Annotated in this window: 16 protein-coding genes; 3 read left to right on the top strand and 13 right to left on the bottom strand. The window is 48.5% G+C overall.

The genetic code is table 11. The features are described from left to right. The first annotated feature begins 237 nt into the window (after positions 1–237). Entirely contained in the window at positions 238–2,598 is a 2,361-nt protein-coding gene (gene helD / locus C7R93_RS25340; RefSeq protein WP_106841386.1) for an RNA polymerase recycling motor HelD, read from the top strand. Positions 2,599–2,647: 49 nt separating this feature from the next. Here the strand turns inward: helD and C7R93_RS25335 are convergent, their stop codons facing one another. The 7 genes from C7R93_RS25335 to C7R93_RS25305 all read right to left on the bottom strand — a co-directional run bounded on the left by C7R93_RS25335 (position 2,648) and on the right by C7R93_RS25305 (position 11,258). After that, positions 2,648–2,986, bottom strand: a complete 339-nt coding sequence (locus C7R93_RS25335) for a DoxX family protein (RefSeq protein WP_106841385.1) — start codon at positions 2,984–2,986, stop codon at positions 2,648–2,650. 55 nt (positions 2,987–3,041) lie between these two features. Continuing rightward, positions 3,042–4,214, bottom strand: a complete 1,173-nt coding sequence (locus C7R93_RS25330; RefSeq protein WP_106841384.1) for a bis-aminopropyl spermidine synthase family protein — start codon at positions 4,212–4,214, stop codon at positions 3,042–3,044. Between the two features lie 371 nt (positions 4,215–4,585). Next, positions 4,586–5,824: an MDR family MFS transporter gene (locus tag C7R93_RS25325; RefSeq protein WP_106841383.1), complete on the bottom strand. Its 1,239-nt coding sequence runs from the start codon at positions 5,822–5,824 to the stop codon at positions 4,586–4,588. Between the two features lie 51 nt (positions 5,825–5,875). Further along, entirely contained in the window at positions 5,876–6,787 is a 912-nt protein-coding gene (locus tag C7R93_RS25320) for an ArsR/SmtB family transcription factor (protein ID WP_244191656.1), read from the bottom strand. 470 nt (positions 6,788–7,257) lie between these two features. Beyond that, a complete protein-coding gene (locus C7R93_RS25315; RefSeq protein WP_106841381.1) occupies positions 7,258–8,220 on the bottom strand; it encodes a metal-dependent hydrolase in 963 nt (320 codons plus the stop codon). Positions 8,221–8,400: 180 nt separating this feature from the next. Further along, the gene (locus tag C7R93_RS25310; protein WP_106841380.1) at positions 8,401–10,191 is read right to left on the bottom strand and encodes a M3 family oligoendopeptidase; all 1,791 of its coding nucleotides are present in this window, start codon (positions 10,189–10,191) and stop codon (positions 8,401–8,403) included. Between the two features lie 125 nt (positions 10,192–10,316). Beyond that, complete coding sequence (locus tag C7R93_RS25305; protein ID WP_106841379.1) at positions 10,317–11,258, bottom strand: MBL fold metallo-hydrolase; 942 nt, start codon at positions 11,256–11,258, stop codon at positions 10,317–10,319. 165 nt (positions 11,259–11,423) lie between these two features. Here C7R93_RS25305 and C7R93_RS25300 point away from each other — a divergent pair, with 165 nt between their 5' ends. After that, a complete protein-coding gene (locus C7R93_RS25300; RefSeq protein ID WP_106841378.1) occupies positions 11,424–11,933 on the top strand; it encodes a Crp/Fnr family transcriptional regulator in 510 nt (169 codons plus the stop codon). A gap of 20 nt (positions 11,934–11,953) precedes the next feature. Here the strand turns inward: C7R93_RS25300 and hmpA are convergent, their stop codons facing one another. Next, positions 11,954–13,171 carry an NO-inducible flavohemoprotein gene (hmpA, locus tag C7R93_RS25295; RefSeq protein ID WP_106841377.1) on the bottom strand — a complete coding sequence of 406 codons (1,218 nt, stop codon included), beginning with the start codon at positions 13,169–13,171 and terminating at the stop codon, positions 11,954–11,956. A 225-nt stretch (positions 13,172–13,396) separates the two neighbouring features. Between hmpA and pdxR the strand changes: the two genes are divergently transcribed. Further along, complete coding sequence (gene pdxR / locus C7R93_RS25290; RefSeq protein ID WP_106841376.1) at positions 13,397–14,833, top strand: MocR-like pyridoxine biosynthesis transcription factor PdxR; 1,437 nt, start codon at positions 13,397–13,399, stop codon at positions 14,831–14,833. Positions 14,834–14,898: 65 nt separating this feature from the next. Here pdxR and C7R93_RS25285 read toward each other — a convergent pair whose 3' ends face one another. The 5 genes from C7R93_RS25285 to C7R93_RS25265 form a co-directional block, all read right to left on the bottom strand. After that, positions 14,899–15,435 carry a pyridoxamine 5'-phosphate oxidase family protein gene (locus C7R93_RS25285; protein ID WP_106841375.1) on the bottom strand — a complete coding sequence of 179 codons (537 nt, stop codon included), beginning with the start codon at positions 15,433–15,435 and terminating at the stop codon, positions 14,899–14,901. Positions 15,436–15,597: 162 nt separating this feature from the next. Beyond that, a complete protein-coding gene (locus tag C7R93_RS25280; RefSeq protein ID WP_106841374.1) occupies positions 15,598–16,086 on the bottom strand; it encodes a DUF2199 domain-containing protein in 489 nt (162 codons plus the stop codon). Positions 16,087–16,212: 126 nt separating this feature from the next. After that, positions 16,213–16,731, bottom strand: coding sequence for a molybdopterin-guanine dinucleotide biosynthesis protein B (mobB, locus tag C7R93_RS25275; protein WP_106841373.1), 519 nt, complete (start codon positions 16,729–16,731; stop codon positions 16,213–16,215). Between the two features lie 3 nt (positions 16,732–16,734). Next, on the bottom strand, positions 16,735–17,994 hold the full coding sequence (locus C7R93_RS25270; protein ID WP_106841372.1) for a molybdopterin molybdotransferase MoeA: 1,260 nt from the start codon (positions 17,992–17,994) through the stop codon (positions 16,735–16,737). A 42-nt stretch (positions 17,995–18,036) separates the two neighbouring features. Continuing rightward, positions 18,037–20,385 carry an FdhF/YdeP family oxidoreductase gene (locus C7R93_RS25265; protein ID WP_106841371.1) on the bottom strand — a complete coding sequence of 783 codons (2,349 nt, stop codon included), beginning with the start codon at positions 20,383–20,385 and terminating at the stop codon, positions 18,037–18,039. Between the last annotated feature and the right edge of the window lie 148 nt (positions 20,386–20,533).

The following is a 20,533-nucleotide window of genomic DNA, read 5'->3' as shown; positions in this document are numbered from 1 at the left end:
TTGGCGGACAAGTCTAACAGCAACAAAAAAGGGAACCCCGAAGGAGTTCCCTGTTATTTCACTTTGTATTTTTCCTACACCATGTTGAAAAGCCAATTTTCACGTGATAAAATGAGAATTGGTCTGTCGGTCAATCATTAAATTGTAACTATTTTATCTCCAATATAATAGTACCACATTCACTTTCGATTGTCAAACCTTCAGGCCAAAAATGGGGAACGAAAAAGGAGCGGTACCATGAGCGTGACTGATCAAGACAGGCAAAACGAACAACAACGTGTTGAAGGAGTCATCTCAGAGATAAAGAACCGAATAGATGACCTTAAAGAGCATGTGAATGTCGTTAGCGAGGATATCATCGGAATTCGCAAGCATTTTTGGGACGATGTGACAGTCAACTTCGAGGATGCCATCGAAGCTGTCGAGACTTACGCCAGTATCAAGCAGCAAGCGGAAGTCCTGTCCGAACGTGAACGCATCCATCGCCATGCCCAAAATCAGTTGCGTACACTGCAGCGATTGTTGCACTCTCCCTATTTTGGCAGGATCGATTTTCAAGAAGAGCTGGAATCGAAGCCAGAAGCCATCTATCTCGGCATTGCTTCCTTGCTGGATAAAAACGACGAGGAGTTTCTCGTCTATGACTGGCGCGCTCCGATCTCCAGTCTGTATTACGACTACTCGCCGGGGCCAGCAGAGTACAATACGCCAAGCGGGGTTGTAGACGGAGAGATTACGTGCAAAAGACAATACATCATTCGCGACGGCAAATTGCTACACCTGTTCGATACGGGCGTGACGATTGGCGACGAGCTGCTTCAGGAGGTACTCGGCAAACAGGCTAACTCGCAGATGAAAAGCATCGTGGCCACGATCCAACGGGATCAAAACCGCATCATCCGCAACGAACGCAGCCGACTCGTCATTGTCTCCGGAGCTGCCGGTAGCGGAAAAACATCTGCGGCTTTGCAACGAATCGCTTATTTGTTATACCGTTATCGCAAGACATTGACCGCAGAGCAAATCGTCTTGTTCTCGCCCAACTCCTTGTTCAACAGCTACGTCTCGACCGTTCTTCCTGAGCTCGGCGAGGAAAATATGCAGCAAACGACCTTTCAGGAATACGCGGAGCATCGTCTCGGTGACGACTTCCGTCTGGAAAACCCGCTTGAACAGATGGAGTATGTACTGACAGCAAGTGATCAGTCTGGATACGAGGCGCGTCTGGAAGGAATCCGTTTCAAATCAAGCGCCTTGTTTTTGCAGGCCATGGACAAATACGCGAATAGCCTGAAGCAATCTGGTATTATGTTTCGACCCGTTATATTTAGAAACCATACACTGATCAGTGCTGCACAGATTCATGAGCTGTTTTATTCTCTCGATACGAAACTGCCGATCCCCAATCGGATGGTACTCGTTGCGAAATCACTGCTGGCAGAACTAAAAAAAATGGAACAGCGTGAACGATCAAAACCATGGGTAGAAGATGAAATGGAGCTGCTTGACCGAGACGCTTATGTGGCTGCCTATCAATCGCTGCGCCGCAAAAAGCAGTTTCGAGAGGATACCTTCGATGACTACGAACGCGAGCAGGAACTTTTGGCCACATGGATCGTCAAAAAGCAGTTTCAGCCCCTGCGTGATTTTATCCGGGAGCTTCAATTTATTGATACTCGCGCTATTTACCATCAGCTCTTCTTGTCACCTGACTTGCTCGGAACGCTACTGCCAAACACGCTCCAACACGATGTAACGGACAATTGGCCCGCAGTGTGCGAACAGACAGCAGAGCGTTTAGAGCAACAGTTTTTGGCTTGCGAAGACATCCCTCCCTATTTGTATTTGCAGGAACGATTGGAAGGCAAACAGACGAACAACCTCGTCCGTCATGTATTTCTCGATGAAGCCCAGGACTACTCCGCCTTTCAGTTCGCTCTCATCAAGAGCTTGTTTCCCCGTGCCAAAATGACCGTGCTGGGAGACTGGAATCAGGCGATTTATGCTCATGCGTATCATCAGGATAGCTTTGATGCTATCACATCTCTGTTTGAGCCTGACGAGGCGGAGACCTTCGTCCTGACCAAAAGCTACCGCTCCACTTATCCCATCGTCTTGTTTACGCGACAGCTATTACGAGATGGGAATACGATTGAGCCTTTTATGCGCGCTGGTCGCTTGCCAACCATCACCAAAGTGACAGCACCTCAAGCTCATGCCGATCAAATCGAAGCACGCATACGTGAGCTCACTGATCGTGGTCATCAGACGATCGCTGTCATTACGAAAACACTAGATGAAGCCCAAGTCGTTCATGACGCTTTGCAAGAGAGATTGCCGATTCGCTTGATCAAGCCCGCTACTCTTTCCTTTGAGAAAGGAGTCTTGATCATTCCCGCTTATTTAGCAAAAGGGGTCGAGTTCGATGCGGTAGTCCTTTATGATGCTTCTGCCACCTGCTATGGCGAAGAAAGTGAACGCAAGCTTTTTTACACGGCATGTACACGAGCCATGCACGAGCTGCACCTTTACTATTCAGGTGAAAAAAGTCCATTTTTAGAGGACATTTCTCCCGAGTGTTACGAGCTGTTTGGCTAACAAAAAAGAGATCCAACTGACCGCTTACTGGTTCAGTCGGATCTCTTTTTCACCTTTTTAGACCCACACAAATCGTGACAAGCAACAGGATCAAATCCAGCTCATACCCGCCTACAAAGCCTTTCACCCATTTCACCGTCACAATCGCCCCTGCCATGATCGCAGCTAATCCCCAGGCGGCATATCTCGCCCCGACTCCGATGATCAGAGCAAGACCGCCGATCACTTCTACGATCAAAACCAGGTACGCCAGCCACCCCGGCAAACCGAGATCGCCAAACGTCATTACAACAGCAGCCATCCCTCGTTGCAGCTTGGCTATGCCATGGATGAAAAACAAGATTCCCGTCACGATCCGTAATAAAGCAAACGCTTTTTCGTAAGCCATCTTGTCTGATTCTCCCTCCCCTCCTCACCACTACCATATGCCTGTTTGCGGGCAATCAGTCTTGTGCCCTTCGGCGGGACATCAGCTCAAAGCTCTGGTGCTTGCAACGAGGGCAGCCGCGTTTTTTCAATTGTTCAATCGTCACTATTTTTGCCTGTGCCCCTACCTGGATCGACCCTTTGCAACGCTTGCACTGATACTCACGTTTGGAAGGAGTCTCTTCGCCTGTGTACAGCGACTTCAGAAATGGCTGCTTGATCGTCGGAGCCGTCAGCTCCGTGGTGGTGAGCACGATCATCTGCCCCTTGTTTCCAATCATTTGCGCCGCCTCGTATTCATTGAAATGACTGAGCACCTCTCGTACGGTCAAGCCTGCTAGCACGAACTCCCGTTGCATATTCAGCGTGAAATCAGGAGATTTATGCGCAAAAGACAGGAAGATGGACAGACCTTTTTGCTTTTGCAGCCCACTAATTCCGCGGGATAAAAACAAAGCCATTCCTTGCAGCGTATACGGTGGATCGGTGAAAAAGCAATCGTACCCACCCTGTAGCTTCTTCGGCAGCGGCTGCCGCAAATCAGCCTGATGGCAGGCTACGGACAATGCTTTTTGCTTAGACACATCCGTAATGTACTGGAGAAAACGCTCATCGATATCCACCACATCGATTCGTTCTAGACGCCCTTGACCTGTTGGAAACAAGCGCTTGAGCAAAAGCCCCAGTGAGATGCTGACCAAATCATCATCGCCGACGCATAGAATTTTTTTACCTACCAAGCTCTGATGCCGCAAGCATAAAATCGCCCTGCGCATGCTCGTCTCGACTGTGCATTTGGACTGATCGAGCTGCACATCGACTTGCGGACGCCCGGCAAAAATCGCCTCCATCTCCTCCTGCAGGTCAGCAAGCTCGGTTTTCCAAGCTTCGTCGTCTCTCATCAACTTCTCGTACAGCTCTCGATCCAGCCCGCCATATCCTAGCTTTTGCTCTATGAACGCCTCCCCTTCTGCCGTGCATCTCACCCCACTTCCCTGCAGTATGGCTCCTGCCTTGATCAGCTCTTTTTTGATGGCAGTCGCCACAGGCACAGGCAAGAGTACCTTTCTCGCCAGCTCTTTCGTAGGCAAATTCGGATGAAAATAACACGCAAGTAGAAACTGCTCGATTACACGTTGCCCTTCTTGCAAACGTACTTGTTTATAGGTGTCTTCGATATAATTTTTCATGTGGAGAACCTCTTTTCAAAAGGGATGGACCCATCACTGCATGCAAAAAGGCAGAGCATGAACATTCGTTCATCTCCGCCTTGAGGGCATACGTTCGCTACGTGCGCGTGGATAGTCACGCAAAAAAACCGTGCGTAAGAGCACGGTTCCCGTAGTTGAACAGATGGGTAGATGGATGACCGTAAGTTCTTAACTAATCAAGGCCTCCTCTGTTCCATAGCAAATAGGCTCACATGACATGAGATTTTTGCCAAAAAGAATGGGAGTACCCTATCCAATTGCCTAGTTAAGAACACACACCGACATCAAAACGACCCCTTTTAAAAAAGTTACTACCCATTATACGGTACTCGCAACGAATCGGCAAGAAGCTACATGGCAGTCTCTACAATCACACTTCTAGGCTGCTTCCGCTTTTCATGCAACCTGCGTCCCAGCCAATAAAAGATTAAGCTGACCAGCGCCAATACTGACATGACCAAAAACATCACAGGGCCACCATATGCGGTGAGCACCATGCCACCCGCCCATGGACCGAGAAAGCTGCCCAGCATCGTTGCGCTTTGTGCCCCATAGTAAGTCCCTCTCATATTCCCGGGACTAATCTCGTCGATTTGCGCATACTCCGCCGGGACAATCAAGATTTCTCCTAACGTAAATACGATCATCGCGGTAATAAACCAAGCCCAGTCTGGCGAAAAAGCAAAGCCAACTTCTCCTATGGCCATCAGCACAGCGCCACCTGCTATCCGTGCAAACAAGGAATAACGCTCAACCAGCCTCGTTAGTGGAATTTGCAACAGCAAGACGGTAAATCCGTTGACGCTCATTAGCGTTCCAAACAAGGCGACTCCCTCCGAAAAGTTTTCTCGCAAGTATTGGGAGAGCGTAACAGACATCTGTCCGTAAACCGTCACTAACAAGACTCCACCTGTGACAAATGTAAGAAGAACGACATCCCTTCTGAGCACTTGCCAGATCTCAGCCAAACTGGCTCTCTCTACCTCTCCGTTCCTCCCTCCATCATCGGTGACGCCACATCTCCGGCACGCCACTAATAAAATGACGGCAAAGCTCACCAAGGATACCGCCGTCAGAAAAAACGCCAGATTGCTGCCGGAAATCCCCAGAAAAGCACCAAGCATAGGACCAATCGCAAAGCCAAGATTGTTTGCAAGATAGCGATTCGAGAACACTCGAAAACGTTTATGCTCGGGAGTCAAATCGCCCATCAGTGCTTTTGAAACCGTCGCAAAAATCGAGGCCGCCAATCCCATAACCATGCTAATCAAAAGCAAGCCGACCGGATGAGCCACTGCAATAAATCCGATAATCGAGCATGCCATAGCAAGCAAGGAAAAAAACATCAGCTTTTGTCTGCCAAACAAATCCGAGAGAATCCCTCCAACAAATCCCCCGACAGTTCCAGCCAATGGACCTGCACCGATAATCAGTCCAATATAGGCGTGAGAGAGCTTCGTCGTTTCACCGAGATAGATGGCCAAAAACGGAATACTCATGGATTGAGTGAGCTGAACGAACACCGTCCCTGCCATCAACAGATGAACAATCGGGTGATACGCCTCCCACACTTGCCTCATTTTGCTCATACTGATTCAACCTACCCTCTCAACAGAATCATGCAATCTCTGTAAGCAAAACTACTCTGGTGTATGGAAAAAGGAACGAAGCAAGACAGGAAGACGCTCGACGAACGATTCGCGCAGACTGTAGTAGGAAATCGTCGTACTGCCTGTGTAGTGAGCACGAATCAGCCCCGCTCTGCGCAGCGCCGTTACATGATGATGGACGGTACTTTTGGCCAGTGATACCTGCTTCTGCAATTCACCGAGGGTGCACGTCTTTTTTGCCAGACAGCGCAAGATTTGCAGGCGCTTCTCATCCGCCAGGCACTGTGTCATGGGCAATAGCTCCAGGAGCGGCTGTGGTCTGGTCATTGCCGCATCTTTGACAGGGTACATGCAGGTGGCAAGCCCCCGATAAAAGTCGAGAACAGAAGAATGAGCACTATGATATTGCGGGATCAGTACAACCTCACGCAAATCCGCCATCGGCTCAATCCAGATACCGTTCGTTACTTGATCGACCAAATCGATTGGGGGCATTTCTTTGACACGGGCTGTCAGCTCATCGGCACTCCTTTGCAAACTCTGTAAAATGCGTGGTTCCAGCTTCGAAAAATAGTGTTCATTCCACCGGGTAAGCAGCGACAAGCTGCGATCACGGATTTCTCCCAAATTCAGCGGGATTGTCTCCACCCATGGCGCGAGGCGCTCATAAATTTCACCAGGAGGGATGCTTTCTAGCCATCCAAGAAATTCTTCGACTGATTTGGTTTGGGGCGATTGCGCTACAAGCAATACCAAACGGTGGAGCACCTCCCATCGTTCATCTGCAAGTTCATCTGCAAAAGACGCCGGGAGCATTTGCTTTGTCTCCTCTTTCCAAGCGGTACCAAGCAAATAATGCTTGCGCTCCTTTTCGTAAATGTAAGTGTAGAGGCTAACGATACATTCATACGCAGGAGACCATTCTACTCTAATCGAATACATACCATTCATTCTATCACCATCGAACGTTTAGTTTTTTTCAGTGTATCATTCTTGTTGGATTTTGCATAGCGTCATTTCGTTAGAATAACCTATAAAGGTCCTTATGAATGGGGTCAACAAAGTGGAGGAGAAGAAAAAGCACAGTTCTCTTCGACTCTGTCAAGGTCTACGAGCCCTGTGCTTTTTCTTCTCACCAGCTTTGGTGGTTTATCGATACCTCTTAAACCTTAGAAGATCATTTTTATCAGCATAAACTGATGGATGATCTTCATTTTTGTTTGCGCAGAAAAAAACCTCTAACTAGGCATCTTCAAGGGGGAGCGACCGCGTTTAAGTAGAAAGTTTTACTGAAACAATGCAAGAAGCAGACGCTGAGGCACCTTGTTATGCACTACGAAATTTTTCCATACACAAAAAAAGTAAGCCCCCAGCTTCACCAAACTGACGGAGCTTACCTATACTAGCTTCCCTTATACAAACGGCGGGTCCCACGCTTTTTTTCGCCAGCCCAACCGATGATCAACGACGTTCAAATCACGGTCCAAGACTACATCTACACCAAAAGGCAGCTTGCGGTTGTACCAAAAGCGCACATCACTCCACGTGACTTCATAACCGCCCTGAATCTCCTTCCACGTGACGTGGATTCGTTGCGCAAATCCGAGAAACGCACGAACTCCGTCTACACCGACAGTAGCCTGGATGATCGCATCACGCTGCTGCTTCGGATACACATCCTCCAGAATCACACGAGCATACTCGACTCTCCCCGTATAAAACAGTTCTTCCGTTTCTACGACGAATCGCCAGTGAAAAGGATGCAGGCTCGGGAAAACATGGGATATGCCTGTTGTTTCCAAGGCATTTGCTACCCGCCTGACGTTACGATGATGCTGCCAAGCCCGCACACCGATATACAACAGCGTTATGCCATATGCTGCCGGAAATAGCACGGTGGGCTCTCCGTTAAAAGCGATCCACCATATCGCCGCTGCTAGATGAACCGCGAACACCAGTGGCTCAAAAATCGCGAGCACATCCAAATGCACCCAGCGCTTGCTAATAGGGCGAATACACTGGACTCCATAGGCGTTTAGCATATCGAGAAAAACATGCAGCACAACAGCCAACAGCGTCCAACCGTACAAAATCCCGAACTGTCCCATGAGACCAAAACCCCAGGCGAGAGGAAGACTGATGATGAGGGGCCACAGAAACAAGGCGGGAATCGAATGAGTAATTCCCCGATGAAAGCGAATGTAAAAAGAAATACCGCGAAGTCTGGCCACAGTGTCGAAATCCGGGGCATGAGATCCCACTACCGTTGCGACCATCAGCGCCTGAGCAAGTGCCGGATCATGTGCCACTGCCGGCGTGATATGGGCTAAGCCCGCCAGTGTGACACCCAACAAAAGATGACTGCCAGTGTCCATTACGATGCCTCCCTTTGCAAGTATTCCCTTCCCTTTTACTGTACGAAAAAATGGCGAGGATTCTATAAACCGCAGGTAAAGGTTATCCGAAGATTTCGTCTGCGATGTTAACAATCTCTCAATGAAAAAACAGCCTGTCAAAGAAGAGACAGACTGCTTGGGAACTGCTTATTCGTGTTATTATGCTTCTTCTGTCAGGCGCAGGAATTCGTCGATGTCTGCCACAGCCAGATCAACGGCTTTTTGCCAGAACTCGACTGTCGTCATATCCTCGCCGAGATGCTTCTTCGCCAAGTCCTCTACCATCAGGCGGCCCGTATCTTGGAGCAATGCATCGTATTTCGGCGCGAAGCTCTCGCCTTCTTCGAGCGCACGCGCATAGACACTCATGCTGAACAAGTACCCGAATGTGTACGGGAAGTTGTAGAACGGATACGAAGTGATATAGAAATGCAGCTTGGATGCCCAGAAGTGCGGCTCATAATCTGCCAAAGCCCCATTGTACGCTTGCTTTTGCGCCTCTTCCATGATCCGGTCGAGATCAGCTGCGCTAACGAGACCTTCTTTGCGCTTCTCGTAAAAGTTTTTCTCGAAAATAAAGCGAGCGTGGATGTTCATGAAAAACGCCACGATCGATTGCAGCTTATCTTCCAAGAGCACCAATTTCTCATCGTCATTGGCTGCATTTTTCACAGCAGCGTCAGCGAGGATCATTTCAGCGAAGGTCGAGGCTGTTTCCGCTACGTTCATCGCGTAGTTTTGGTTGAGTGCCGGCAAATCCCACATGACTTGCTGATGATACGCATGCCCCAGCTCATGTGCCAGTGTAGATACATTGCTTGCGCTTCCTGCATACGTCATGAATACGCGTGACTGCTTGCTGACTGGGAAACTCGTGCAGAATCCGCCAGGGCGCTTGCCAGGACGATCCTCTGCCTCGATCCAGCCCTCATCGAATGCCTTTTGCGCAAATTCAGCCATGCTCGGATTGAAACGGTTGAAGTGCTCAACGATCAGGGCAGCTGCTTCATCGTAAGACACTTCTTTATGTACGTTACCGACTGGAGCCCCTACATCATACCAACTCAGCTTGTCTACACCGAGCAGCTTTGCCTTACGCTCCAGGTAGGCAACCAGACGATCTTTGCGATTGTCGATGGCCTGCCACATTGCATCGAGAGTTTTTTCCTGCATCCGTCCGATATCAAGCGGCTCACGCAGGACGGAATCCCAGCCGCGATGACGGTACAAAGCGAGACGGAAGCCACCCAAGTGATTCAGCGCCTGTGCGCATAGCTCCGCTTCCTTCCCCCATGCTTCGTTCCACTTTTCAAAAACATGGGCACGAACAGCACGGTCAGGGCTGCTCATCAGGTTAGATGCTTGCCCAACGGACAACTGCTTCGTCTCCCCATTTACTTCTACCTCGATCGTCATGCGTCCAACGACCGCATTGTACAAATCTTGCCAAGCGTGATACCCGTCTACAGCCAAATCATTTGCCAGCACTTCTTGTTCTGGAGACAGCTTTTCCTGTGCACGGCGACGGCGCTCATTCAGCACAAAAGCAAGCGGTTGCAATGCTTCGTCTGCCAACAGATCCTCCCATGCATCCCCGTCTACAGCCAACAGCTTTTCTTCCCAACGCGTCAACACTGCTCCAAACGCGGCTGAGATGCTCTTTACACGCCCACCCAGCAGTTTGGCTGGCTCATCCTTTACATTTTGAGCAGTCAGGCAGGAAATGAATGCACCTGCTTGTCTCACACGCACTGCAATGCTTTGGACATGAGTGACAACTTCCTTGAAAGCCGCTGTTTCATGCAAGCCAGCACCAGATTGCTCCAACCGTGCTTTCAGGTTCGCAATATCCCCTTCCAAAGTCCCTAAAAACGCCCGAAACTCCTCCGACTCACTACCACCAGGAAAAATTACATCCATATCCCAGCGTTGTGGCAATGCTTTTGTCATATGTACCCCTCCTCAACAAACTCCTTCGATAAAAATATTTCTATAATAAGGTAGCTATTCCCTCCCCATTTATTCATATCGTTAGAAAAGCGACTGCCATATAAGCAGTCGCCAACTTATCACTCTTATTGAACAGGGATCGAAAACGTCTCCCCTTGTTTTTCAACAACAATCCTGTCCCGCTCATCCCCCGCTGCGGCTAACAAACGCTCGAACGGCTCATCAACTGGCTCACGTGAGAGCACAAATGTATTCCAATGAATAGGCACCAGCCACTTGGCACCTGTCTCCTTGAACATTTGCCATGCTTGCTCTGGCGTACAATGCGCAGCTTGATACGAGTCCGGCTTGTAGGCGCCAATCGGCATGAACACCAGATCGATGGGCCCGAATTGATTCGGCAAATGCTCCATTGAGATATAAGCGGTATCACCTGGATAGAGGATGCGCACGCCATTTTTCTCAATGATATAACCGTTGTAGCCATACTCATGATTCCAGGGGAAGCGGTTGCCCCAATGGCGAACTGGAATCGCTGTGATCGTCATTCCTTCTTTGGTTGTAATGGCTTCTCCCGGCTGCATTTCCTCATACGAACCAAATAGCATATGCTTGAACAGTTTGCTTGTTTGGTGGGCCGTAATGACATGAGTGGAGCGATTCGCAATTTTTTGCAAAGTAGGCAGATCAACATGATCCAAATGGGCATGCGATAACAAAATGATATCTACCTCGCCTATTTCATCAAAGCCTAGGGCAGGAGGAGTAAAGCGTTTCGGACCAAAATGGACACCTGCAAGCTTAATCCCGAGCTTCTCGCCCAATACTGGATCCGTCAGTATTTTCGTTCCAAACATATTCAACAGAATCGTCGAATGGCCGATCCAGGTAAAGGTAACCTCATCATGACTCCAGTCGGCAGGCACTGGTTTTTTCGTGTCCAGATGGCGAAACTCCGGCTTCGGAAGCTGTCCCATATGGTACCAGTAGCGGTAAGCCACATAGCCAATCAATCCGAGTGTGAGTACCCCCACTATGGAGCCTACCCATGTAAAAAAGTTGAGCATCAGACAACTCCCTTTATTCATCTGTGATTTCCCCATTATAGCAAAAGGCATTATTGGTGTAGCAAGCCTAAAAAAGCGGCAAACTGCTTTTTACGCTTGCTTACTTCCTCATGCCGGGCTTGCTATAATTGCTAGAGAAAGACTGAGAGAATCGAGGAGAAACCCATGATCCTGCACAAGGGAGAAGTCCTGTTTCGACAAGGAGAATCTGGACCCCTCTATCATCTGAAGAGCGGTCTGTTAAAAATCGTTCGGGTACATGCAGACGGAGCATTGACATTGGTCAACATCATCGTTCCAGATGAGATCATTCCGCATCATTCATTGATGAGCCCGAATCCCTATTACGGGACAGCAATCGCTCTCGTGACCTGTGAGGTCGAAGTGCTGTCTGCCCCTGAATGGTATCGCCATCTGGATGACAATCCTGAAAAATGTCGCGATATCGCGCTACAGCTGCAAGGAAAGCTGCGGATGATGCAGCAGCGCATCGACCAACTGACCGAAGTCTCTCCTGCTGAAAAGCTACGCAAGCTACAGCTTTGGTTTCAGACATTCATTCCTGTCGCTTCGCTGTCGGAGTTGCTGACACAGGATGAAATCGGTCAGCTCATCGGGCTTCGCCGCGAGACGGTAAATCGGCTGCTGCGCGCTCAAGCTGCGAATCGTGAGTAAGCTTGGGGCCGCTCAGCCTTTTAGGCCAAGGTCGCTGCCGGGCCAAAGAACTCATAGTGAATATCGTCTGCTGGTACTCCCCATTCCAATAGCGCATTGTTGATTGCCTTCATGAAAGGGATTGGCCCACAGAAATAGTAGCTCGCGTCCTTTGTCTCCACAATGCTTTGCAGCCACGACAAGTCGATATACCCCTCTTTGTGAAAAGCTCCGTTCAAGCGATCTTGCTCAGTCGGCTTTTCATAGCACCAGTGAACAGAGAGCTGCGGATGAGTGGCTGCCAGCTCCTCTACTGCCTGCTTCATAGCGTGCATATTTCCGTTTTGTGCTGCGTGAATGAAGGTGATCGGACGATCTGTTCCCGATTTGAGCAGTGTGTTTAACATGCTGATCATCGGGGTCAGTCCTACCCCTCCACTGAGCAGTACAACTGGACGGCTGTCTTCTTGATTCAATGTAAAATCTCCAGCCGGAGCAGACAGGAGCAAGGTATCTCCTTCCTTGACTTCTTCGGCCAAGTAGACAGACACTTTCCCTGCTGGCTTATCTTGCGTCGCATCCTCCCTTTTGACAGAAATGCGATAGTACGGATTGCCTGGAGCATCTGAGAGACTGTATTGACGAATATGCGTGTAATCCTCTCCAGGTATCTCCACCTTGACGCTTACATATTGCCCCAGTTCATAGGTAGAGATCGCCCCGCCATCCGCTGGAATGAGATAATAAGAAGTAATGACATCACTTTCCCGTACCTTTTTCTGGACGATAAATTCTCTGAAATCAGCCCAGCCCCCCGGTTCTCCACTGGCCTGCTCATACATTTCGTGCTCCACACCGATGAAAGCATCGGCAATGACCCCATACGCTTCCGCCCACGCTTGCAAAATCTCGTCTGTAGCGGCATCGCCAAGTACATCTTTGATCGCAGCAAGCAGATTTTCCCCGACGATGGGGTAGTGTTCAGCCTTTACTCCCAAGCTGCGATGCTTGTGTCCGATTTGCTTTACTACTGGCAAAATCGTTTCCAGCTTATCGATATACAAAGCCGCAGCATACACCGCATTTGCCAAAGCCGTTTGTTGTCTTCCTTGCTTTTGATTGGCGTGGTTGAAAATGTTGAGAAGCTCAGGGTGCTTGGCAAACATCATTTGATAAAAACGTTTTGTAATGGCAGTTCCGTGCACCTCTAGCACAGGAACGGTTGATTTTATGATTTCAATGGTTTTTGGATTTAACATCGTGGAACCTCCTTGAAGTGCTTCGTACTTTCTATATTTCAAGTGTACGGGAGGTTCACAGATACACATGTGATTCTGGTCACAGGAAAAAGAAACGATTTGTGACAACTGCAAAACGCCATAAGAAAAAGTCGTCCCCCAACTGTCTTGTTGCAAAAGAAACGATTGCCATGATAGCATATCAGCCAAATCCATCATTCCAACAAAAACACTGAAGGTGAATGAATGCTAACAGTAAACCGAGATGACGAGCGTCCAATCTGGCAGCAACTGTTGGACCAGGCGATCCATAATATTACCACCGGAAAATGGCAGCCAGGTGAATTGCTGCTCCCCTCCCGCGAACTCGCTTCTTTAATTGGCGTTTCCCGTTCAACCATACAGATTGTTTATGAGGAGTTATTCAGCCGAGGATACACGGTAACCTCTCGTCGCGGCGGGACTAGAGTTAGTGAATGGACTTATGCAACTCGTCCTTCAGAGGATGCTGCGCCCGAAGGACCTATCCCCCCAGAATTGCCTTTATTAAACGCTGCAATCGGTCATTTGCACGGTTGGTTCGGGAACAAAGATAGTCGAACGGTTGAGATCGATTTCAGTCCCCATGAGCCATATTTGGACGAACATTTTCAAAAGAATTGGAGACGTTCGTTTTTACAGGCTTCCACAGAAACGAATCTGGACAGTTGGGCTTATGGCAATGCCTATGGATACCAACCGCTACGAGAACAGATTCAACGTTATTTGTCACTTGAACGGGGCGTTCATGTGAATATCGATCAAATCATGTTAACCTCAGGAGCACAACATAGCATCGATTTGATCGCCCAAGCCCTTTTACATGAAGGAGATACCGTTTCTGTTGAAGATCCTGGCTTCCCTGCTGCCTGGATGGCAATGAAGTATCGGCGTATGCAAGTTGTCTCCGTTCCAGTTGACGAGTACGGGTTATGCGTAGACCAGATTCATCCTGGGTCCAAGCTTGCCTATGTTACGCCATCACACCAGTGTGCGGTCGGAGTAATTATGTCGGAACCTCGCAGGCAACAATTGTTGCACATGGCTGCCGAGCAGCAGTTTTGGATTGTTGAGGATGATTACGACAGCGAATTTCGATATCGCGGCGACCCACTACCAACCTTGTTCAGTCAGCGACCTAAGAACACGTTGTATATGATGAGTTTTTCCAAAATGATTGCTCCTGGTATTCGGATATCGGCAATCATTGGTCCCAAAGAGGCCATTCGTCAGCTCGCCAAAGTCAATGAATTAACCTATCGTCATCTTCCGATTATGGAGCAATTAACGCTTACTCATTTTATTGAGCATGGTCATTTCATGCGCCATATGAGACGAGTTCGAAATGTATATCGGCGCAGACATGAAGCCATGACGAAGGCCATCATCACGACAGGTCTCGGCGAACACTTCACACTAAGCGGCGTAGAAACGGGGTTGCATATCCTTCTTGAAGCTGATAAATCGTTTGTTGAAGAAGCCGCGACGGACCTAGCACTCGAAAAAGGAATCCGAGTTTATCCACTTAGCAAGTATTGTTTGAAAAGCGATCGAAAAGGATGGGTACTGGGTTTTGCTAAAGTAGATGAATCAACCATTGAAGAAGGCATTTTTCGTCTTGCGGAGATTACAAGGCGTTCATAATGCAAATGCTGCCGCATAAATAACGGCAGCATTCATGTTTTCATTCGATGTATAAACAAAAGCATTTACACGGTTTTACTAGGTTTGAACATTTTTTCTTCTTCCATTGGATTTTCTTTCGCAGTTATATGATGTGGATCTATTCGGTACACCTGAACCGGACCACCGAATACTGCTGAACGGTATTTGTCTACGTGCTGCTTGGGTAAAGGCCGATTGAAGTAGCCAGGCACATACTTATTCATCATTTCTTGCAACATGTGTGTAGCTTCATCCAGATCGACTATAGGCTGTGCCTTGCCAAAAATCATTACACTCATATACGCTGTGTCCGTCTTAGCTGGCACCGGATCAGTAATAGTCCCATATTCTTCACAAACCGTAAAACAGACCTCTGGATTAGCATCCATAACCTGATTTCTTCTCCCGCCGGTGGCTCCATGGAAATAAAGCTTCCCATTTGTCCAAACAAAATTGAGCGGAACAACATACGGCAAATGACCATCGACCATTCCAAGATGTCCGATTCTAGCTTGCTGCAAAAATGTCTCAATCCTGCTCTTATCCAATACTTCTCTAATTTTGTAACGCACTCCATCCATTGTTATCACTCCTATTATTTTGAAGTACGATGCAAGTTTATCAACCATTGGAGTGAATATATACGTCCAAAACCACCTAATTGAAGCAATCCATAAGCTATCGTCTAAAGCATGAGAAAACTAAAAAGCTGCCGGACCATCCCGGCAGCAGGCATTTTCTTATTACTCAGTATGGTTGATGAAATGAGCAATTTCTTTAACTCTCTCCATTGTAATTCCTTCTCTTTGTTCAACTGCAAGTGGATGATCCGTTTGTTCTAATTCTATTAATGGAACTGACCCAACTTCTTGTGTATGTACCAATGTCTTTAATGATAGTGTAGTTTTTGGATAGATGGAAAGTTCAGTCGATAACCAACCAAAATAAGGTTTTTCATTTTCTCTTCCTTCTACGTGCAGCAATTCATTAGATTTCAAAAAGTTTTCTTCACTAAGAGAAACCCAAACACTCCATATAAATTTCTCTTTACTATCAATTATTGGTATTTCAATATGTCCTCTAATAAAGAAATGCTGTTCATCAATTACACAAAAGTCTCTAATTAACTCTGTTCTTTTCTCTTCTGGTACCGTGTAAAAATAATAGGGTGCTTCCATTCCGTAACATAAAGGAAGTTCATTTAATTCGTTGTTACAGTGAGGGCATTTCATGTTCTTTGCTCCTTATCATTTCTCGCCGATTTTTTATTTACATTACCACATATTTCATTACATGGATAATCTGGCATGCTACAAAAAAAGATCATCCCAAGCCAAGCTGGAATGATCTCAATCTTTCTAATCAGTTTTGAAATACCAAGCGGATACCCGTTCCCTTACAAACTTGGCCATGTTGTCTATGTCATTAATATCGAAAAATGGCAACCCCGGCTGACGATTGTCTGACCAACTCACGATCCCTACCAGATGGGTAACGCTAGATAAAAGCTCCTCATCCTCCGGCCTGCGAAGCAGGACGAGCTTCGGATAGCCTTCACGCTTGAAGCCTTCTACCAAAACGAGCTCAGCCCCGGCATCTGCCAAGCGCTGGATAAGGACGGACAACTCCTGCGGCTTTTGCTCCACGATGGCCGTTTTCGTTTTGGATGTGATCGCGACCAGCGAGGCCCCGGCTTCTCGATAACGCCAGGTGTCCTTCCCCGGCTGATCCCACTCGAAATCGTGTCCCCCGTCATGCTTGATGACCCCGACTTTTATCCCTGCCTTTTCGAGAATCGGAATGAGCTTGGTGAGCAACGTCGTCTTACCACTGTTCGAATAACCGACAATCTGCAAAACACAAGGCGGCTTGACCATTATCTATCCCTCTCTCCTCCAGGTTGGGGCGGCATGGGTGAACACATCAACCAACTCTCCTGCTCTCTGCCCGCTTCCCCCGGCTGGTATGATCATAAAGCATTCGCTGTCCTTCAATGTACCGAGATTCCCTGCCTTTTCGTTGAAATCAGGGACCGCATGCAAGACCCCGTCTTTTTCGAGGAGCTTCCCTCGCAGATAACGCGGGTATGGACAAGGCTTCGTATAATCGACACCCAGTCTCGCCTTGATCATCTGCTGCACTACATGGGCTTCTCCCGAGAGGCGACGAATGGCTGCTCGCGCAAATAACTCAAACCCGAGAAAACAGGCACCCGGATTACCTGATAGGGCAATGAACGGTTTACCTTCCATGATCATACCAGTCGTCGGACTTCCCGGACGTATTGCGATCCGGTTGAACAAAAGCTCTACCTCAGGCTCATCCACCAATGCCGCGATCACATCAAAATCCCCAACGGACACCCCGCCGCTTGAAATGACCAGATCCACGCCCCGCAAGCATTCAGTGATTTTCTCCTTCGCCACCGACAGATCATCCGGCAGTCTTGAAAACGAAACAGGGATGCCCCCTGCCTCGGCAATCAAGGCAGTCAGCATCACCGTATTACTGTTGCGAATTTTGCCTGGAACAAGCGGCTGATCAATCTCCAACAGCTCGCTTCCAGTCGAAATCAGACCGACACGAGGCTTGCAGAAGACCTCAACCTGCGAGTAGCCAAACGTAGCCAAGCTGGCAAGGGTACCTGCATTGATCCTCTCGCCAGCCTTGGCAATTACCGTTTCTTTGGCCATCTCTTCACCGCGGCGCGATACATTTTCCCCAGACTTCATCTCCCGCTTGATCCGTACAGTATCCGCCTCTTCGGCTGGGTTGTACGTTTGCTCAAACATGATGACCGCATCCGCACCCGCAGGCATCATCGCACCTGTCATGATCCGTGTAGCGTAGCCCTTTTTCAATTCTCTAGTAGGTACTTGCCCGGCCGCAACCGTTTCTAGCACGGTTAGCGTAATCGGGTGGTCAACGGAGGCCCCAACCGTATCCGCAGCTCTCACGGCAAACCCATCCAGCGGCGAACGGTCAAAGTGCGGCAAATCGTATGTTGCACGTAAATCAGAGGCCAATATCCGCCCAAATGCCTCCCCGATCTGCACTTGTTCCGTTCTCCCTGTCGACAATTTTGCCAACAGCTTGCTCATCGCTTCTTCAACCGAGAGTGTTTGTCGCGAAAAACGCATGGCTTGTTCCTCCTAATCTTGACCACCCATTGCTGCAGCTCGTCAGCCGACGTTTACTTCCAAATCTTCCACTTCTCTCTCCACGTATTTCAAATCTTTGTTGGCGTGGAAAGTGTCCGCTTTTTCAACCTTCACGGCAGTATTGTATTCAGGAATACCTGCGTATGTCTCGTATACACCCTTCGGAATCAATACATTTCCTTCCGGCCAGTGTACTTGAATGTTTCCGCGCCTTGTATCCTCGAATTTGGCCCGTCCCTGGAACGTACCATATTTATTGTAAACGACGATGTTTTCGCCTTCTGCAATGCGCAGTTCTTTTGCATCCTCTGCATTGATCAGGATATCATAACGGTCCGCATTGTTGAACGGGTCTTTGCTGCTGTAAATCATCGAGTTGAACTGCTTACCACGACGAGTCGTTACGTAGAAGTGTCCCTCTGGCTTGTTCAAATCCGGAATTTCAGTCGGAATCAGGTTCGCTCGGCCGTCAGGTGTCGGGCATACGCCGTCCTCACACAACCATGCACCGCCCCATTGGAAAACATCTCCGCGATTTTTCAGATGCTGGATGCCGTCGTAGTTCGGATTAGCCAGAGCAATCTCTGCGCGAATTTCAGCTGCGCTGGAGAAATGCATCAGATGCTTTTTCTCTGGATTTACCCGTGCCGCCAGGTCTACATAAATCTCCCATTCAGAACGCGCTTCTTCAATACGCGGTCCTTCGACTTCTGCACTGAAGTATACCATACGTTCTGTACTCGTCGAGGTACCGCCACCCGGTTGCTCGTAACGAGTCATTGCAGGCAGAACGATCACTTCTTCCTTCGCGTCCACCAACGTAGATGTATTGAAAATGATGTCCTGGTGCACACGTAGCTCTACGCTTTCCAAACATTTTTGCATGAAGTCCGGATCTGGCATCGTCTCCAGGAAGTTACCGCCGCTCGTGTAGAACAATCTGGTCTTGCGCTCGTGTCCATCTGGCAGTACTGCGTTTTCCAACGTAATACCCACGATATCCCCTTGCCATTTCGGGATCGGGAAGTTCCAGATCTTTTCAATGCGGTTCCACGACTTTTCTTCGAAGTCGCCGCCTGGCAAGCTGAACGGATCGGCACCCATTTCACCGGAGCCTTGTACGCCGGAGTGACCGCGAATCGGCATGAGACCTGTGTGCTTACGACCAAAGAATCCGCGCAGGATCGCCAGATTGGCTACCTGGGAAATATTGTCCGTACCGAATTTGTGTTGGGTCAAGCCCATACTCCATACGAATACACCATTTTTGGATTTTGCGAGCAGATCAGCGAATTCTCTGATACGCTCACGGCTGAGACCGGAGGATTCAATGATTTTATCCCAAGATTCATTCATCACATGCTTGCGTAGCTCCTCGATGCCATTCGCATGCTCCTTGATGAATTCATGGTTGATCGCAGAACCTGGCTTCGCTTCCTCCATCTCGAACCAGATCTTCATCACGCCGTTCATGAACGCGATGTCGCCGCCAATGTTCACTTGGTAGTAATCGTCCGCAATCTTCGTTCCAAACAAAGCACTATCCGGTACCGACGGAATCCAGTACTTCTCCATCGCTGGCTCTCTGTACGGATTAATCAGAATGATTTTCGTCCCTGCTTTTTTCGCAGCATACATGTATTTCGTCGATACTGGCTGGTTGTTACCCGGTACAGAACCCCAGAATACGAGCACGTCGGTACCGATCCAATCCTGATAGTTACAGCTCGACGCACCAATACCAACAGAACGCTTCAACGCTGTCTTACTCGGCGAGTGACAAATACGCGATGCGTTGTCGATGTTGTTGGTTCCGAGGAAACGAGCCATTTTTGCTGCCGTGTAGTATACCTCGTTCGTAATACCACGAGCTGTCAAGAAAAAGGCCAGTTGTTTTGGGCTGATGTCTTTGATTTTTTTCGCAATGCGGTTCAGCGCTTCATCCCAGCTAATACGCGTGAACTTGTTTTCTCCAGGTTTTCTGGACAGCGGATACGGGATTCTTCCCAGCTTGCGCAATTCCTCGCTGGACAGCTTTTGTAGCGCACGTACATCTTCAAACCATTTCGGATCCATCGCAGACATCGTGTTGAGTCGCAGTACGTTTAAACGCGTGGTGCACAAATGCGGACCAGTCAGCGTCTGATCATAGAGACCGGATACGCCGAGAGCGCATCCATCACATACACCTTGCGTTAAAATTCGATAGGCGTAGCCCAAATTATCGCGATTGTCATATGCCACTTTCATCGTATCGCGAATGTGATGCGGTTTAATTTTTCCGAGTCCCATCGGCATCAGTGAAGCCCACAACGAAGGCTTCCAAGAAGTATCCAGCTTAATCGGTCCACCATGCTTGGTCTTGCCCATTTCTTAAGTCTCCCCTCTTATAAACTCCATTAAGACGAAAAAAACCACCATGAAACCGTCCCTTGTCCTATTGGAAAAGAGCGTGTTCACGGTGGTTGTCTACGGCAGGTTCGCTACCTAGTCTCAACTTCGTGTTTGCTTTCGCGAA

The organism is Brevibacillus fortis, assembly GCF_003013395.1.
Taxonomy (GTDB): Bacteria; Bacillota; Bacilli; order Brevibacillales; family Brevibacillaceae; genus Brevibacillus; species Brevibacillus fortis.
This window is presented reverse-complemented; position numbering and strand designations above follow the sequence as displayed.

Excerpts from the sequence above, each read along its gene's own strand:
- helD (WP_106841386.1), top strand. The coding sequence starts at position 238 with ATGAGCGTGACTGATCAAGACAGGCAAAACGAACAACAACGTGTTGAA.
- C7R93_RS25335 (WP_106841385.1), bottom strand. The coding sequence starts at position 2,986 with ATGGCTTACGAAAAAGCGTTTGCTTTATTACGGATCGTGACGGGAATC.
- C7R93_RS25330 (WP_106841384.1), bottom strand. The coding sequence starts at position 4,214 with ATGAAAAATTATATCGAAGACACCTATAAACAAGTACGTTTGCAAGAA.
- C7R93_RS25325 (WP_106841383.1), bottom strand. The coding sequence starts at position 5,824 with ATGAGCAAAATGAGGCAAGTGTGGGAGGCGTATCACCCGATTGTTCAT.
- C7R93_RS25320 (WP_244191656.1), bottom strand. The coding sequence starts at position 6,787 with ATGTATTCGATTAGAGTAGAATGGTCTCCTGCGTATGAATGTATCGTT.
- C7R93_RS25315 (WP_106841381.1), bottom strand. The coding sequence starts at position 8,220 with ATGGACACTGGCAGTCATCTTTTGTTGGGTGTCACACTGGCGGGCTTA.
- C7R93_RS25310 (WP_106841380.1), bottom strand. The coding sequence starts at position 10,191 with ATGACAAAAGCATTGCCACAACGCTGGGATATGGATGTAATTTTTCCT.
- C7R93_RS25305 (WP_106841379.1), bottom strand. The coding sequence starts at position 11,258 with ATGCTCAACTTTTTTACATGGGTAGGCTCCATAGTGGGGGTACTCACA.
- C7R93_RS25300 (WP_106841378.1), top strand. The coding sequence starts at position 11,424 with ATGATCCTGCACAAGGGAGAAGTCCTGTTTCGACAAGGAGAATCTGGA.
- hmpA (WP_106841377.1), bottom strand. The coding sequence starts at position 13,171 with ATGTTAAATCCAAAAACCATTGAAATCATAAAATCAACCGTTCCTGTG.
- pdxR (WP_106841376.1), top strand. The coding sequence starts at position 13,397 with ATGCTAACAGTAAACCGAGATGACGAGCGTCCAATCTGGCAGCAACTG.
- C7R93_RS25285 (WP_106841375.1), bottom strand. The coding sequence starts at position 15,435 with ATGGATGGAGTGCGTTACAAAATTAGAGAAGTATTGGATAAGAGCAGG.
- C7R93_RS25280 (WP_106841374.1), bottom strand. The coding sequence starts at position 16,086 with ATGAAATGCCCTCACTGTAACAACGAATTAAATGAACTTCCTTTATGT.
- mobB (WP_106841373.1), bottom strand. The coding sequence starts at position 16,731 with ATGGTCAAGCCGCCTTGTGTTTTGCAGATTGTCGGTTATTCGAACAGT.
- C7R93_RS25270 (WP_106841372.1), bottom strand. The coding sequence starts at position 17,994 with ATGCGTTTTTCGCGACAAACACTCTCGGTTGAAGAAGCGATGAGCAAG.
- C7R93_RS25265 (WP_106841371.1), bottom strand. The coding sequence starts at position 20,385 with ATGGGCAAGACCAAGCATGGTGGACCGATTAAGCTGGATACTTCTTGG.